This window comes from Nocardia sp. NPDC057663, from assembly GCF_042799895.1.
Classification (GTDB): Bacteria; Actinomycetota; Actinomycetes; order Mycobacteriales; family Mycobacteriaceae; genus Nocardia.
In genome coordinates, this window is sequence record NZ_JBHVHX010000007.1 from 161,249 (window position 1) to 175,762 (window position 14,514).

Consider the following 14,514-nt stretch of genomic DNA (forward strand, 5'->3'; position numbering starts at 1 on the left):
CGCAAACAAGGTGCAAATCATATGATCTGGCTATCATTACCCATCATGAGCGCGATGTCGGACCGAAAGGCGGTAATGCTGACTCGCGCGTGGATTCGGTGGCTGCTCATACACGGCATAATGCGGTTCTACCTGCTGTGGTCGGCGCGTCGCGGCGATCCCCTCGCGCAAATCGCCTTCGGCCAGGATCGCTTACTCGGCACGTCGCCGTTCCTCGAGGAGATCCGACAGCGGGGCCGTCTGCCCAAATTGTCGGGGACGTACGTCACCACGGACTACGATTTGTGTCGTCGCATCTTGCGAGACAATCGCTTCGGCGTGGTCACGCCCAACCATCCGATCATTCCGAAGCCGATCCGCTGGGTGTTGACCAAGACGGATCAGGAACTTCCCAACCTCTCCGAACCGCCCTCGATGCTGGTGACCGATCCGCCGGAACACACCCGGTACCGGCGTGTGGTCGGGCACGCGTTCAGACCGGGTGCGATCGCCGAATTGGAGCAAAGGGCCGTCGAAGTGACCGATGGCCTACTCGAACGCCTGGAGTCGAATCCACGACCGGACCTGATCGAGGACTTCGCCGCACAGGTGCCCGTCGCGATCATCGCCGAGATTCTCGGGCTTCCCGCCGACATGCATTCGACTCTGCTGAGGTGGGGTCTCAACAGTGCGCCGCTGATCGACCGCGCCCTGACCTGGACCACGTATCGCCACGCTACCGACGAACTGGCCGAGGTCAAGCAATATTTCGACCAGCGCATCGACGAGCTCACCGCCGAACCGGGCGATGACCTGCTCTCTGTGCTTGCGACAAGTCGTGAGCTCACCCGCCGCGAGCAGACGGCCAACGCCGCCCTGCTGCTGGACGCCGGATTCCTGACGACGGTGAACCTGCTCGGCAATGGAATCGTCCTGCTGACCAGCCATCCGGATCAGCTGAAACTGCTGAAGGCGAAGCCTGAGCTGTGGCCGGACACGATCGAGGAAATCCTGCGCTATGACTGCCCCGTGCGGATGACCGGCCGGATGGCCAACTGTGACGTCGACATCGCCGATCAGCACATCAAGCGCGGTTCTCTGGTTTTACTGTCCTTGGCGGGCGCAAACTACGACCCCGGCGTCTTCCCTGATCCCGAACGATTCGACGTGACCAGGATCAACGCCGCGGATCATCTCGCGTTCAGCGGCGGGGTGCACGGCTGCTTGGGATACCGGCTGGCCCGAATGGAAGGCGTCATCGCGCTGCGGACCCTCTTCGAGCGATATCCGGATCTGCGCTTGGACGGCCCGCCGATCCCGCGTCGCCTGATCAACCTGCACGCCTACCGCTCCATGCCCGCCAAACTCACTGCCGACTAGCTTCTGTGTCGGGCGCCCTATCGGCCAGGATGGTCTCACCGGAGCACCCCTTCCGGCACTTCGATGACGACCCGGGATAGGGCGCGGAGCATGAAGAAACCGGATCGATCACCCGAGGCGGGCCCCTTGCGGTTGCTCGGATGGAGGGCATGGTCATGCGCCCGCTACCGAGGTCTTCCGTGAGTGTCTCGGGTGGGTATTCCGTGTTGGCGGAATGCGGTCTGGATGGTGGTGTGGGCTACGCCGAGATGCTGTCCTACTTGAGTGAGGGACCATCCGAGCTGGTAGAGGTGGACGGCGGTCTCGACCTGGTCGGGGGACAGGCCGCGGCGGCGCATGGGCACATGGTGCGGTGGAGGGGCCGGTAGCGCTCGATCGGGATGGCGGAATCCAGGTCTCGCCAACGTCCGAACTTCAGGCACGAGCGTGGACCAGTAGGTCTGGCGAATGTCAGTCCTGGCGTGATGTCGAAGGTTCGTGCCCTCGGCAGGACACGCAAACCATGGGCAACCGGAAAACGCCTGGTCATAGTCGGGGACTACTTGATCTGACCTGGTTTTCGGTCCTGGCCCCCCGTAAACCCCCCGTTTTGGCTGTGTGTTTGATGGATGCCGTCTGCGGACCGCCTTGTCGCGGTTCCGATCCGCCGCGACGGACGATGTGGACGCAGTCGGCAGTGAGATCCTGTCCGGGCCGCACCGGTGGACTCGGACGCCGACCTCGAGTCGATTCGCCGCCGGTGGATCTTCAACAGTAATCAAGAGCACGATAATCGGAATGAGCGGACGTTCTATGACGGGCAACTCGCCGAGGAGCCGTCAAACGGGCGGTCGGTGACAACGGTGATGGAAATCTGGTGACAGATAGCTTGATCAACGCGGCGCTCCCACCAGTTCGGGCCTCACGAGTGGTGACAGATATGGTGGTCAGCCACACCGATGATCATTTGTGACTGGCAACCGGGGGGCTCGGGCCCATGCGCGGACCGTGGGCGGGGCATAAAACCATCGCTGTTCGTCCCCCAGCTCAGCCTGCGCGGTGGAGATGACCTTGTGTGAGACCCCGTGCGCTACCAAAGTGTCGTGGACCTGCACCCAGGTGAGGTTCCACATGCGCGCTATCGGCGAACCGCCGCGAAACACAGGGATCTGCGCCTCGGCCTGGACGTCGACGAGCCCGAGCGCCTCCAGGTGCGTGGGTAGGTTCCTGGCCCAGGCCTGGTTCGCACCCGCGGTCTCGGTCGAGCGCGCAAAGGCTCGCCAGACCTCCCCGAATGCGCCTGGCATTTCATTGAGGACGCCGAGCCCGTCGCCTTCCTCGAGCACGAGAACGCCACCTGGCGCCAGCGCCCGGACCAGTCGCTGCACAACAATGTCTCTTTGGGCAATGTGCAGCAGCACGAACCTTGTATGGACGAAATCGAATGCGCCTTCGGGGAGTTCATCGGTGACCAGGTCCATCCGGGTGACTTCGCCGCCACGGTCGGGCAGGTCCATCAGGTGACGTGGGTCAGCGTCCACCGCGAGCACTCGACCACCTGGCAATGTGGCATTGCATAGCCATCGCGCGAACGAACCGCCGCCAGCTCCGGCTTCCAGACACCGCCATCCCGCACCCACGCCCAGTCGCTGAGCAAGGGCGATGCTGTCTGGGTCGTAGGCTGCGCCGAGCAGTGCCAGGCGTTCGTCAGCGAAATCCCATTCGTTGGGGAGCGTGTAGTGCGGATTCCGTGGTGAAGAGGTTGGCGAAGACCCGGTCATGCTAAGACGCTAGGCCTGTGCGATCTGGGCTGGAGTAGGGATGACATCGTTTCATGACGCCAAGTGATCGAATACACAACGGCGTCAGCCAACGTTGCGACTTCGACTTGACGAGCTCGGCATCAGACGGCGGGTCGTCTGCGCGCCTGATGGAATATGTGCAAGCACATCCATTGGTCATGAAATACATTGGGGCAGTGAGCATTAGGGGTCACCGAAGGCCCTTGATGCCGGAATCCGGAAGTAAGGGTTCCGGTAGTACTCGCCGAGAAGCAACGGACATGGACATCACTTCAAGTGTCCCTAGAACACGCAGAGAATGCTCGCCCTGTTCCTGACCAGTCTCTTGCCCAGAATGCTCATGTCGATCGGATCGCCAGCCAACGGGTCGGCGTGAATGCACTCCGGGTGGCCTGACCCGATCTGCCCCCGCCACCTGGAGAGTAAGTGGACCTCGTCGATGTTGCCGTCAGGCAGCCTGGTCCAGTTGGCCGCACCGACGACGAACGTCTCGCAGAGCAGCAGCATCCAGGTTCTCTGCCGGAGCAGTCCGTAGTGGTCCTGTCGCAGGAACCTCCTGATGTCGGCCGTCAAGTCGGCATCCGACATCTCTGAGTGGTATTGCACCGGGGTGCAGTCGTTGCTCGGCCGACGGCTGGGCATCAGGAGCACGGGGATCGTGCCAGGTCCTGTACCGGCCACCGGGATGCCCATCAGATGGTTGAGTTCATCCACATCGACACCATCGGTGATCAGACCAGCCTCGATCATCTGCTCGACCACTTTGGTCTTGACCCCCAGCGCCTGGCCGACCAGCCGGTTGGACAGAGCTATCGACGGCGGATAAGTCCAGTCGAATGCTGACAATGCGTCTGCGGTCACGGTGGGCCTCTCAGGGTTTGCTCGTGTCTTAGTTCGCGCCGCGGTATCTGCCTGCGATGCGCACCCAGCGTTCCACGAACTCCGTTGCTTTCACCGCCGGAACCCCGGTAAGCCCGTCCGGACCCCACGTGCCGAGCCCTATTCGGCATGTTCCAACTGCACTGGTTACCAGTGGTTCGCGTGGATTGCCAGGTCACGCAGCGCTTGGTGCGGTTGATGAAAATAGCAGGGACGGTACGGGGTTCGCGGCTCCGTGCACGCATCCTCTTCGCCTGCAGGCTCTTCGCCGATCCCGACTTCGACTACTGACTTCGCCCCGTGGCAGGACGCAGAGTGGCGGGCATTGATCACGGTGCCCGCCACCTTGTCAGTGGTCGGTGGCGACTGGAAGCGTCACCACCGACAGCTGTCTACTCGCCGGACCCGTTCTTCGTCGGGCCGACGAGAAGGTAGCCGTTGCCCGGCTTCGACGTGGGGGGCAGCGGATGGGCCTGTGCACCTTCAACCTGGTGACCGGCAATGGGCACGGACAGCTCCAGCTCCACCAGTGGTGCCCCGCACACGTGCTCAGCCCGGCGGAATAGCGGTCGGCCAGGCTCGACGTGATGGGTGTGGTGGTCGGCGGCTCGACCCGCCGGGCATTTTCGCCTCTACCCGCCTAGCGACCGAGGAGGTCACGCTGTCGCAGGTTCGTGCCCTCGGCAGGACACGCAAGACATGGGCAACTGGAATCGCCTGGTCATCGTGGGTTCCTATCCGATCTGACGATCGCGGTCTGTCGGTACGGATTGGTCTCTGTTGCCCCCTTAGCTCCACCAGAAGAATAGGTTCGGCATCATGCCGGACCCACATTCTCGTCCTCCGACCGGGAACTTCTAGGATTGGGCCGAGCACCATCAGCAGCACCACGCCTCTCCGACGCGAAAGGCCGCGACCATGGGCAGCCCGGTAGCCGATACCCCGGATCGTGAGTCGGCGCCGGTCGTGGTCGGTATCGACGGGCACAGTGATTCGGTGGTGCGCTGGGCCGCCCGCGCCGCAGTGGCTCGGCGGCGTCCGCTCCGTCTGCTGTGCGCCCTCGAAATCAGCGCCGTACAGTCGATTTTCGGGCGTTTCGACCTGTTCACGCCCTCGCTGCCGGACACCGTCCGCGCGCAGGGTGCGGAGCGTCTCCAGAATGCGCGTCGATTGGTCGGCTCGATCGATCCCGACCTGGCGGTAGCGGTCGAACTCACCGAGGAAGACGCTGCCGACGCGCTCGTCGCGCGATCGGACGGCGCCCATCTCACGGTGATCGGTGCCGGGCGTGGGGGAAATCGGCTGGGTTCCACGCTGCTCGCGGTGACCGCGCACGCGGCCGGCACCGTCGTCGTGGTGCGCGGTGATGCCGACGCGCGCGCCGACCTGCCGGTCGTGGTCGGGGTGGACGGTAGCGATCTCAGCCGGGCCGCCGCGGCAGCGGCCTTCACTGAGGCCGCGCTGCGTGGCGTGCCCTTGGTCGCCGTCCACACCTGGGACGACCTGCGCTTCGAGAAGGCGGCCGCCCTGCCGGATCCGGTCGACGATGCCGAATCGCTCGCGGAATCGCACCGGCTGCTGACCGAGGTGCTCGCGCCGGGCCGGTCGGAACATCCCGCGGTCGAGGTCGAGCCGCAGGTCTATCGCTACAGCCCGGCCCATCATCTCCTCGAATGGTCCGCCGAGGCGCAGCTGGTGGTCACCGGGAGCCGGGGGCGCGGTGGTTTCCGGGGCCTGCTGCTGGGGTCGACGAGTAATGCGCTGGTCCAGCACGCGCAGTGTCCGGTCATGGTCGTCCATCGCGGGACAGAGCACTGAACGTCCTGTTCCGTTGACATCGACCGGTGTACCGAACCCCGGTTGGTGAATCATTCCCATGTCGAATTCGAGTCCTTGTGCCCGACCACCCCGATCTGGCCGGGCAGCTCGGTCGCGCCGTCGAATCCGCCGCGGCCCTGCGCCACGCCAACGACACTGCTACCGAGGAAGACTCGGAGCCGTGCCAGCTGCTTCCCTGCCGTCGCCCCGGAGCTGGAAACAGCGCAGGGCACCGCGATGCTCGATTCGCGCGTCTTCGGGCTCGTGTCGGATCCGGCGGCGCAGACGACAGTGGCCTCGCGCGAATGCTGAGCGGCGGCATCGCGCCGAGGCGGGCATCGGCCTCGGCCAGTGTGACGGCCCGTTCCGGGGAAGCGGGAGCCGTTTTTGTCACAGCCGCGCAGTAGCCTGCCGAACCAAACGATCATTCGTCTGGACGGTTTGCCTCGCCGCCTCTCAGCGATCGCCGAGCCACTCTCGGACACGACCCGTCTTTTCCACCGGTACAGCAACATTTCGATATCAGGAAGAATCTATGGACCTGCACCTGTCCGCCAGCCGCTACTTCGGCGTGCCCGTGCCCGTTCGCGTGGCCGACGCCATGGACGATCAGCTGCTCGAGTATTGGGTGGGTGATCGCGGCTCGCTCGTGGACGCCCACCTGGCGATCAACTACCCGTACTTCGGCGCGATCGACAAATCGCTGAGCGGCTTCGTCGTTCTCGACGACGAGGGAGACGATTACACGCTGTTGGATCTGCGCGGCAGCGGACGGGTGTGGTGGCAGGATCACGAAACCCGGGAACTGGAGCTGTGGTTCGACTCTTTCGACGACTGGCCGGCCTACCTGGACGAGCTCGAGCGCGCCGAGGCGAACGACGAGGACGAGCGTTCGAAGTTCGATATCCGAGACTCATTCCGTCCGTCGTCATCCGCCGCGGATACCGGGCCGACCCCGACCAGCGCGGAACTGGCGCAACGCTGCCAGTGGCTGGTATGGCTGCTGGCTCAGCCGCTGCTGCGCGACGGAAAGCCCATGCAATCCGCCGAGGAGCTGGCCTCCAGCGCCGCCGGGCACTTCGCACATCTGTGGAGCGATATCGATGCCCGGAAGGTGCTCGAGGTGGAATTGCCGCTGCTGCATCGGGATCCGCATCTGGCCATCTACTGGCTGCTGCATACCAGCCTGCTCGCACAGGACGACGAACGCGCCCGCGTACTCGACGAGATCGCCCGTGCCCAGGAGCGTCCCGAACTGCTGGACGCCTTCGTCGAGGTCTTCGGCACGCTGGGGATCGACGGCGATGTGCCGTCCGTGCCGGATTTCCGCATCCGCCGCTCGCTCCTACAGCAGTACGTCGCTTCCGATGACGAGGCGCTGGCGAGGGCCGCGCTGACGAGCCTGGAGATGGCCCCGGAGCACGAGCCGCTGGGCCGGGCGAGCTGGATCGTCCACGGGCTGAACAGCGGGACGCTCACCACCGAGGGGGTGATGGCCGCCCTGAGCCGCATGCCCGTCACGACGGGTACCGCACTGCTGCGCGCCGACGCGGATCGGCGGGCCGGGCGCGACCACAGCCCGGCCGCCGACACCCTCGTGCGTCTGCTGCCCGCCTCCACCTGCGCGTGGTCGACCCGAGTGTGGGCGCTGTCCACCGCGTTGCCGCTGGTACGCGACGGCGCCGCGCTCGCCGAGGCGGCGCGGGAGCTGCTCGCCAAGGACCCGTACAGCAGGGCGTGCCTGACCGCCCTGCGGCGGTCACACGAACTGTGCGCGGCCGAACCCGTGCTGACCCGTGCGGAGCTCGACCACCGCTGGGACCGCGCGGAGGCATCGTCGGCCTACCTGGAGCGGCTGCGCGACGCTGAGGGTGACCCCGCCGCGATCCTGGCGGATATCGACAGCGGGCTGAGCGAGGTTGTCGCACAACGCGTTCTGCTGTGCGCGGACATCGCCGAATCGCCCGCCGAGGTGATCGAGTGGGCGCTGGGCATCATTCTGGACGGTGCGCGCCCTGATCGCGCCACACTGGCCGCCACCGGTATCCAATTGCTGCCCGCCGAGACTCGCACCCGCATCGTCCAGGGGCTTCGGGTGGACTCCCCGGACAGCGTCCTCGTCCCCGTGTTCATCCGGCTGCTCGAGCACACAGTGGAGCCCGATGCCTCCGACATCCTCGGCGAGATGTACAACGACGACCTGAAGAAGGCCGTCTGCCTCGCGCTGGCCCCGGTGGCGCATCACCCGCCGATCTTCGACGAACTGCTGCGGCTGGCGGCACTGCCTGCGCCGACCAGCACGGTCGAGGCGCTGTGGGAGCAGCTGTTCGATTCGAGCGAGGAGCAGTGTGTGCTGCGGCGGGTGTCGCCGGAGCAGGCCGTGCGGGCCGCCGCCGCCATGATCGACACCGTACTGACGCATCCCGGAATCGCCGCGCGCAATGCGGCGGGCCATCAGCTGTACGGCTTCCGGCACGCGGGTGCACAGGACTACCTCATCGAGGCGCTCGACGACTACGGACGTCGCTATGCCGACTCGAACCCGGCGAACAGTCCGGTACTCAGCCATGGGCAGACGGTGGACGGTCAGCTCGAGGATGTAGTAGCCAACCTGTATTCCGCTGTGCGAAAACTGGATTCCGACATCGCGCGCGCCGCACTGATCGAACGGCTGTTCACCGAACGGCGCAGCATCTGGCGCATGGGAAACGCTCTCGGCGAGATCTTCTCGGCCGAGGTGCACCGGGATGTCATGCGGCGGTTGCGCGATCGGCGTGACGCCCGCGCCGCGGCGCACTACGCCAATGCCCTCGCCGATCACGTCGCGCAGCGGTGGCCCCAGGTGGAATTGCTGCGCGAGATCAGCGGCTGGCCCACACCCTCGGACGAGACCGAGCAGCGGGTGTTCAAGTACGCGCTGTCCACCGGCATCCTGGCGGCGCTGGAGGCGGATGACTTCGACCTTGTCCGCACCGCCTACGCGAGTAGAGAATCTATCGCCGCTGCGGCGGTCGGACCCGACAGCCTGTCCCGTGGGCGGGACTGGACCGATCCGCTCGACGCGGACGACCTGCGCACGCGGTTGGCCGAAGTGCTGTCGGGGGATGCCGATTCGGCGCGGCGCGCCCTGCTCGACAAGGGCGAGCGGGCGCGTGCGGCGGGGCGGCCGCTCACCCGAATCGGTGACGACGACCTCGGCGCCCTGGCCGGCACCAGCCTGCGGCGACGCCTGCTCGCCGACCGGGCCACGGGGGAGGTGTGGTTCCTCGATTCGGAGCGAGACGTCCACGCCTTCGACGGTTTCGGCATGGGCGACACCCCCTTTCGGGCGAACCCGATCGGCCATAACGGAATGCGGGATTTCGTCGGCGAGGTGGACGAGCAATCCGAGCGCTCGCTCCTGTGGACGGGTTCAGGCAACGAATTCGTCGAACTGGTGCGCTATCTCGATCGCATCGTGTACCGGTGGGGCGTGAACAACGGCCGCTTCGACACGGTCGGTCTCACCTTCCCCGACCATGCCGCCGCCGAAAATGCCTTCGCCCGAATGAAAGCCACCTGCGCGGCGGCGAAGTACACCGAATCCGACCCGTGGTATCTGCCCGGCCGTGGGGCGATCATGCGTACCTTCCGCAGGCCCGATGCCGCCACCGAGCGCCTGATGGCCTTCGACCAGCTCCTGTTCGCCGTGGACCCGGCCGTCGAGGCTGCCCAGGAACGCCGGGAGTTGGAGCTGTATCGCGACGGCGCGGCACTGTCCTGCCTGGAGTGGGTGACCTGGGATGGCTATCGGGTGCGTGAAGAACTGACCGTCGCCGAATGGGTCCGCGCCCGCATCCGCGATGACAATCAGGACCCCGCCTGGCATGTCGCCGCCCTCGGCGAGATCGCGGAATATCTGGCGGCACAGGGCTTCACCGCGCATTCGCCCAGTCTGGACAGGTTCGGGGTGGAGATCGGCCCGGCGGCTGCGCCGGAGGATATCGACGCCCTCGAAGCCGAACTCGGGGCACCGCTGCCCGAGAGCCTGCGCACGCTGTGGCAGCGCATCGGCCACGCCGAATGGCACTTCGGAGAGACCGGTCTACGCCTGCTCGGCCCCGCCGAGGTACGGCGGGAACAAGTCCGCATGCGCAAGCTCGGGGAGAAGTACGTAGCCACGTTGCGCGGTGAGCGCCAACACAAGTGGAGCCCCGTACTGTCTGCCATGAACGTGCTGGTGGTGGGGCTCGACGGCACGGTCGACACCGTGTTCTCCGATGTATCACCCGATTCCGACGACCGGGTCTTCGCTCACCCGGCTAAACATCCGGCCGATGCGTACTGGGAGCGGTCGTTGTCGTGGATCCTGGCGACCTCGTTCCTGAGCCAATTCTCCTATTACCTCGAACAGGCCGCGCCCGAAACAATGATGCTCTTCGGCGGCCAGCGGCGCGGCCCCCATCTCACCCGCCAGTACTTCGAGGCGACCGGGCCGCACGGCACCAAGTTCTGGGAGATCATCACCGATCCGGGCCTCGACATCGTCGCTACCCGGCACGGCAGGGAAGGCGCCGTGGGGACCGTCAGCGCCAAGCGTTACGCCGACGCGGCCAAGGCCGCCGCGCAGGCGGCGAAAGCGATTGCCGCCAAACAGAAGAGCGGCTACCGGGAGACCGCTGGCTGACGCGCGGTCACCCGAGCAGGTTGCGTGCGAAGGTGGCATAGGTGTCTGCGAGTGCGTCGATACCGATCCCGAGTTCGGGACGCCACCATTCGGCACTGCCGTTGCAGTATTGGCCACTACGCCGGAGCACGGAGCGATGGGATTCATCTGCTCGCGGCGGGCGGATGGGCGATGCCCGATATTCTCGATGCAGCCCCATGGAAATCGTGTGGCCCGGCAGACAACCCTGCCGGGCCAGACGTGTGATTGGTCAGCCGATACCCAGCTTTTCCATCGCACGGTCACGTCCCGACACGATGACGTGGGCTCCCTCCGCGCCGAACGCGAGCGCGATGGAATGTCCGATATTGCTGGTGGATCCGGTGATCAGCGCCGTCTTTCCGCGTAGCCGCTGTGCCATGGAATGCTCCTCGCGGGTGTCGAATCGGAGTGTCTGTCAGTTGGTTCCGGCACTCTGGCGCGACTTCCACGCCAGTAGCGCCGCCTGGGCGAGGAAGAAGACGCCGCCGCCGGTGGCGTAGACGGACAGCACGTGCAGCGATGGCGAGTCGCCCGCCGCCTGGGCCAGATAGGTGAGGCCGACCAGGAAGGACAGGCCGCCGGAAATCAGCGTCGGCCACTGCTTGCCGAAGACAGGGCCGCGCCGGCGCAGGCCGACGACCAGCTGCGCCGCGCCCGACACCACGGCCCAGGCCCCGAAGACGCCCAGCACTGCGCCCACACCGCCCACGGCTCCGGCGATGCCGAGCGCGACGGCGACGACCGCGCTCAGGGCACCGTTCAGCGCCGTCACCCGGCGTTCGGGGCCGTCGGGCATCTCCTGGTAGTCGATCAGCGACGACACGGCATCGATCAGCGGATAGGCGACGAGCAGCGCCACGGCCACCACGCCCAGGGTGTCGCTCACGACGGCGAAGGCGAGCGCCCACCCGATCGCCAGCACACCGCGGCCCAGCGAGAGCCGGATCAGCGACGACCGTTCCGTCGTCGAAACAGCCTGTACTGCGGTCTTGTTCATGGATTCTTCCGTTCGATCAGGATTGCGCTCGGCCCAGAAGTTCGCGTGGGCCGGGGCCGCGGCCGTGCAGTACGGCGGTTTCCGACCAGATCAGCATCGCGATCGGCCCGGTGACGAAAAGCGCTGCGATGAAAGGACGTTCGGTCATTGCGGGCTCCTGCCTGCTGTTTCGCCGCTCGCCGACGGCGCGGGTGTGGCGAGAACGAAGTCGCGCACCGCCTCGGCGAAGCGTCCGGGTTCCTCGAGATGTCCCAGGTGGCCGCTGTTCTCCAGGACCACCAGCCGCGAATCGGGAATGCGGTCGTGCAGCTCCTGCGCCCAGCGCGGCCCGCAGATCACATCGAAGCGGCCGACCACGACCAGCGCGGGCACGGTGAGCGCGGGCAGGTCAGCCCGGTCGTCGACGAGATCGGGCGCGCCGAGCGCGTCCAGCCCCGAGATGTACCCGGCGCGCAGCGCGTCCCGGACCGCTGCCCAGCGGGGTTCGTCGCCCCAGTAGTCGGCGAGGTAGGCGGGCAGGATGCCCCGGGCGACGGCGAGGGTCTGCACATCGTTCGAAATGTCCTGCATCGCACCGAAAGCGGCGAGGATGTCGGGCAGTTCGGGGCGTCCGGCGTGCGCGGTGACGAATTCGCGCAGCCGCCGCGCGGCCTCGGCACCGTGCTCGGGCCCGGTCACCGGCGCGCCCTCGTACAGGATGATTCCCGCGAGCGCGGCCGGATGGTGGATAGCGTGATAGGCGGCGACGAACGCGCCGTGCGAATGCCCGAGCAGATACACCCGCGAGACGCCGAGCCGGTCGACGACGCGGCGCAGCGCCGTGCTGTAGCGCTCGCGGGTGTAGCCGTTCGGGTGGGTGGGCAGCCGACCGGACTCGCCGGTTCCCAGCGCCTCGATGTACACCATGGTCAGGTGCTCTTCGAGTGCGGGCATGCGCAGGTATTCCCAGTGGATGCCCGGCCCGCCCGGGTGGACCAGGCAGACCGGTCCAGTGCCGTACACGTGGTACCGCTGAGTCACGCCGTCGGAGTCGAAGGCATGGGTGCCGGGTGTCAGCGTTCCGGACATCACGCGGCCCGCAGCGGTGCGGCGAAGGACTTGCGCAGCGAGGACGGGCCGACCAGCGGCAGCAGCGCCGCCAGGATCTTGCCCTTGAACGCGGTGGGCGTCCGGGTCAGTTCGACGTCGACGCGCGAGCCCTGTGCGGTGGGAGTGGCGCGGAAGACCCAGCCGCCGCCCGCGCCGAAGAGCTTGGAGTCCAGCGTGGTGACGGTGACGGTGTCGCCCGCGGGGTCCCAGTCGTAGCGGGCGCGTTCCCAGGCGGTGGCGTTGCCCTCGGTGATCTCGGCCCAGGTCTCGCCCCGGTCGTGCACCACGAAGTGCTCGGCGTCGATGGAGTTCGACCAGATCTCGGGCCGGGTGGGCCCGAAGTCGGTGAGCACGCCCACGACCTCGGCGGGAGTCAGGGTGGACAGCAGGTGGAAGCGGATCGTTGTCATGGCACAACGATCGCCGCCGGCGACCACCCGCCGAATCTGTCGGATGACGCAGGCGGTGACGTAATCGCGGGTGACTACGTCATGGTCGGCGTCAGATGACAGATGTGGCGGCCGGGCGGTGCGGCGGAAGGTGGAACCACTCCCACCTGTTCGTTCGAAAGGACCACCGACATGGTCGACATCCGACGCCCGCACCGGATCCTCGCGGCGGCCACGGCCGCCGTCGCCGCGGGCGCGCTCGCCGTCGCCTGCACCGCGAGCACCACCACCCAGGCGGGGCCGACGCTGGACGCGCCGCGCCCGACTGTGGTCCTGGTCCACGGCGCGTTCGCGGACGGCTCGAGCTGGAACGACGTCGCCGGCAAGCTCATCGCGGACCGGTATCCCGTTGTCGCGGTGGCCAATCCGCTGCGTGGTCCGGCCGTGGACGCGGCGGTCGTGCGCAGCGTGATCAGCCATATCGAGGGCCCGGTGATCCTGGTCGGGCATTCCTACGGCGGATCGGTCATCAGCGCGGCCGCCGCGGGCAACGACCAGGTGCGGTCACTGGTCTATGTGGCGGCCTTCCAGCCGGCCGTGGGGGAGACCGCGCTCGAGCTGACCGGCAAGTTCCCCGGCTCCACCCTGCCCGGCACCCTCGATCCGGTCCCGTTCACCGCCGCGGACGGCAGCGCCGGCACCGATCTGTACATCCAGCAGGCGAAGTTCCCCGCCCAATTCGCCGCCGACGTACCCGCCGAGCGTGCCGCGCTGGCCGCCGCCGCCCAGCGCCCGATCGCGCAGGCCGCGCTCGAGGAGAAGGCCACCGTGGCCGCCTGGACCGACAAGCCCAGCTGGGCCGTGGTCACCACCCAGGACCTCAATATCCCGGCCGAAGCGCAGCGGTTCATGGCCGAGCGGGCGCATTCGCGGATCACCGAGGTCGCCGCGTCGCATTCGGTGGCCGTCTCGCATCCCGATGTCGTCGCCGACGTCATCGAACAAGCCGCCGCGACCCACTGACACCGAGTACGAAAACCCTTCGAGGAGAACACCGATCATGGATATGAAACTGGAAGTCGTCGTGCTGCCCGTCGCCGACGTCGATCGCGCCAAAGCCTTCTATGTCGACCGGCTCGGCTTCCGGCTCGACGCCGATTTCCCGGTGGACGAGGGCTATCGCGTCGTGCAGGTCACCCCGCCCGGCTCGAAGTGCTCGATCATCTTCGGCACCGCAGTCGCCACGGCCGCACCGGGATCCCTGCACGGCCTGCACCTGATCGTCACCGATATCGAGCAGGCCGTCGTGGCACTGACCGGGCGAGGTATCGAGGTCGAGGGCCCGTTCCGCGACGCCACCGGCGTGTTCCACCACCCCGGCACCGAGCACCGCGTGCCGGGCGCCGACCCGCAGCGGCGTTCCTACGGTTCCTTCGCGGCGTTCGCCGACCCCGACGGCAACGGCTGGTTCCTGCAGGAAGTCACCCAGCGCGCGCCCGGCCGCTGACCGCGAAG

Annotated in this window: 13 protein-coding genes; 5 read left to right on the forward strand and 8 right to left on the reverse strand. The window is 66.9% G+C overall.

Going from position 1 to position 14,514, the window contains the following annotated elements; genetic code table 11:
* Positions 1 to 45: 45 nt before the first annotated feature.
* Positions 46 to 1,359 carry a cytochrome P450 gene (locus tag ACFVAV_RS18240; protein WP_379036101.1) on the forward strand — a complete coding sequence of 438 codons (1,314 nt, stop codon included), beginning with the start codon at positions 46 to 48 and terminating at the stop codon, positions 1,357 to 1,359.
* A 926-nt stretch (positions 1,360 to 2,285) separates the two neighbouring features.
* Here ACFVAV_RS18240 and ACFVAV_RS18245 read toward each other — a convergent pair.
* Both ACFVAV_RS18245 and ACFVAV_RS18250 read right to left on the reverse strand, forming a co-directional pair.
* The gene (locus ACFVAV_RS18245; RefSeq protein WP_379036102.1) at positions 2,286 to 3,119 is read right to left on the reverse strand and encodes a class I SAM-dependent methyltransferase; all 834 of its coding nucleotides are present in this window, start codon (positions 3,117 to 3,119) and stop codon (positions 2,286 to 2,288) included.
* A gap of 303 nt (positions 3,120 to 3,422) precedes the next feature.
* Positions 3,423 to 4,001, reverse strand: coding sequence for a hypothetical protein (locus ACFVAV_RS18250; RefSeq protein WP_379036103.1), 579 nt, complete (start codon positions 3,999 to 4,001; stop codon positions 3,423 to 3,425).
* A 936-nt stretch (positions 4,002 to 4,937) separates the two neighbouring features.
* Between ACFVAV_RS18250 and ACFVAV_RS18255 the strand changes: the two genes are divergently transcribed.
* A complete protein-coding gene (locus ACFVAV_RS18255) occupies positions 4,938 to 5,837 on the forward strand; it encodes a universal stress protein (RefSeq protein WP_379036104.1) in 900 nt (299 codons plus the stop codon).
* Positions 5,838 to 6,372: 535 nt separating this feature from the next.
* Positions 6,373 to 10,503 carry an SMI1/KNR4 family protein gene (locus ACFVAV_RS18260; protein WP_379036105.1) on the forward strand — a complete coding sequence of 1,377 codons (4,131 nt, stop codon included), beginning with the start codon at positions 6,373 to 6,375 and terminating at the stop codon, positions 10,501 to 10,503.
* A gap of 7 nt (positions 10,504 to 10,510) precedes the next feature.
* On the opposite strand, the gene ACFVAV_RS18265 is transcribed toward ACFVAV_RS18260, so the two are convergent.
* From ACFVAV_RS18265 to ACFVAV_RS18290, 6 genes are all read right to left on the reverse strand, one after another.
* Complete coding sequence (locus ACFVAV_RS18265; RefSeq protein WP_379036106.1) at positions 10,511 to 10,633, reverse strand: hypothetical protein; 123 nt, start codon at positions 10,631 to 10,633, stop codon at positions 10,511 to 10,513.
* 120 nt (positions 10,634 to 10,753) lie between these two features.
* A complete protein-coding gene (locus tag ACFVAV_RS18270; RefSeq protein WP_379036107.1) occupies positions 10,754 to 10,903 on the reverse strand; it encodes a hypothetical protein in 150 nt (49 codons plus the stop codon).
* A 36-nt stretch (positions 10,904 to 10,939) separates the two neighbouring features.
* Entirely contained in the window at positions 10,940 to 11,521 is a 582-nt protein-coding gene (locus ACFVAV_RS18275) for a DUF308 domain-containing protein (RefSeq protein ID WP_379036108.1), read from the reverse strand.
* 16 nt (positions 11,522 to 11,537) lie between these two features.
* Positions 11,538 to 11,669: a hypothetical protein gene (locus ACFVAV_RS18280; protein WP_379036109.1), complete on the reverse strand. Its 132-nt coding sequence runs from the start codon at positions 11,667 to 11,669 to the stop codon at positions 11,538 to 11,540.
* Positions 11,666 to 12,589 (reverse strand): alpha/beta fold hydrolase, encoded by a 924-nt coding sequence (locus ACFVAV_RS18285; RefSeq protein WP_379036110.1) that lies wholly within the window; start codon positions 12,587 to 12,589, stop codon positions 11,666 to 11,668. The genes ACFVAV_RS18280 and ACFVAV_RS18285 overlap by 4 nt, the downstream gene beginning before the upstream one ends.
* Positions 12,589 to 13,020 carry a hypothetical protein gene (locus ACFVAV_RS18290; RefSeq protein ID WP_379036111.1) on the reverse strand — a complete coding sequence of 144 codons (432 nt, stop codon included), beginning with the start codon at positions 13,018 to 13,020 and terminating at the stop codon, positions 12,589 to 12,591. The genes ACFVAV_RS18285 and ACFVAV_RS18290 overlap by 1 nt, the downstream gene beginning before the upstream one ends.
* Before the next feature lie 171 nt (positions 13,021 to 13,191).
* Here ACFVAV_RS18290 and ACFVAV_RS18295 point away from each other — a divergent pair, with 171 nt between their 5' ends.
* Positions 13,192 to 14,022, forward strand: a complete 831-nt coding sequence (locus tag ACFVAV_RS18295; protein WP_379036112.1) for an alpha/beta fold hydrolase — start codon at positions 13,192 to 13,194, stop codon at positions 14,020 to 14,022.
* A 37-nt stretch (positions 14,023 to 14,059) separates the two neighbouring features.
* Positions 14,060 to 14,506 carry a VOC family protein gene (locus tag ACFVAV_RS18300; protein ID WP_379036113.1) on the forward strand — a complete coding sequence of 149 codons (447 nt, stop codon included), beginning with the start codon at positions 14,060 to 14,062 and terminating at the stop codon, positions 14,504 to 14,506.
* Positions 14,507 to 14,514 lie beyond the last annotated feature (8 nt).

Excerpts from the sequence above, each read along its gene's own strand:
- ACFVAV_RS18240 (WP_379036101.1), top strand. The coding sequence starts at position 46 with ATGAGCGCGATGTCGGACCGAAAGGCGGTAATGCTGACTCGCGCGTGG.
- ACFVAV_RS18245 (WP_379036102.1), bottom strand. The coding sequence starts at position 3,119 with ATGACCGGGTCTTCGCCAACCTCTTCACCACGGAATCCGCACTACACG.
- ACFVAV_RS18255 (WP_379036104.1), top strand. The coding sequence starts at position 4,938 with ATGGGCAGCCCGGTAGCCGATACCCCGGATCGTGAGTCGGCGCCGGTC.
- ACFVAV_RS18260 (WP_379036105.1), top strand. The coding sequence starts at position 6,373 with ATGGACCTGCACCTGTCCGCCAGCCGCTACTTCGGCGTGCCCGTGCCC.
- ACFVAV_RS18270 (WP_379036107.1), bottom strand. The coding sequence starts at position 10,903 with ATGGCACAGCGGCTACGCGGAAAGACGGCGCTGATCACCGGATCCACC.
- ACFVAV_RS18275 (WP_379036108.1), bottom strand. The coding sequence starts at position 11,521 with ATGAACAAGACCGCAGTACAGGCTGTTTCGACGACGGAACGGTCGTCG.
- ACFVAV_RS18280 (WP_379036109.1), bottom strand. The coding sequence starts at position 11,669 with ATGACCGAACGTCCTTTCATCGCAGCGCTTTTCGTCACCGGGCCGATC.
- ACFVAV_RS18285 (WP_379036110.1), bottom strand. The coding sequence starts at position 12,589 with ATGTCCGGAACGCTGACACCCGGCACCCATGCCTTCGACTCCGACGGC.
- ACFVAV_RS18290 (WP_379036111.1), bottom strand. The coding sequence starts at position 13,020 with ATGACAACGATCCGCTTCCACCTGCTGTCCACCCTGACTCCCGCCGAG.
- ACFVAV_RS18295 (WP_379036112.1), top strand. The coding sequence starts at position 13,192 with ATGGTCGACATCCGACGCCCGCACCGGATCCTCGCGGCGGCCACGGCC.
- ACFVAV_RS18300 (WP_379036113.1), top strand. The coding sequence starts at position 14,060 with ATGGATATGAAACTGGAAGTCGTCGTGCTGCCCGTCGCCGACGTCGAT.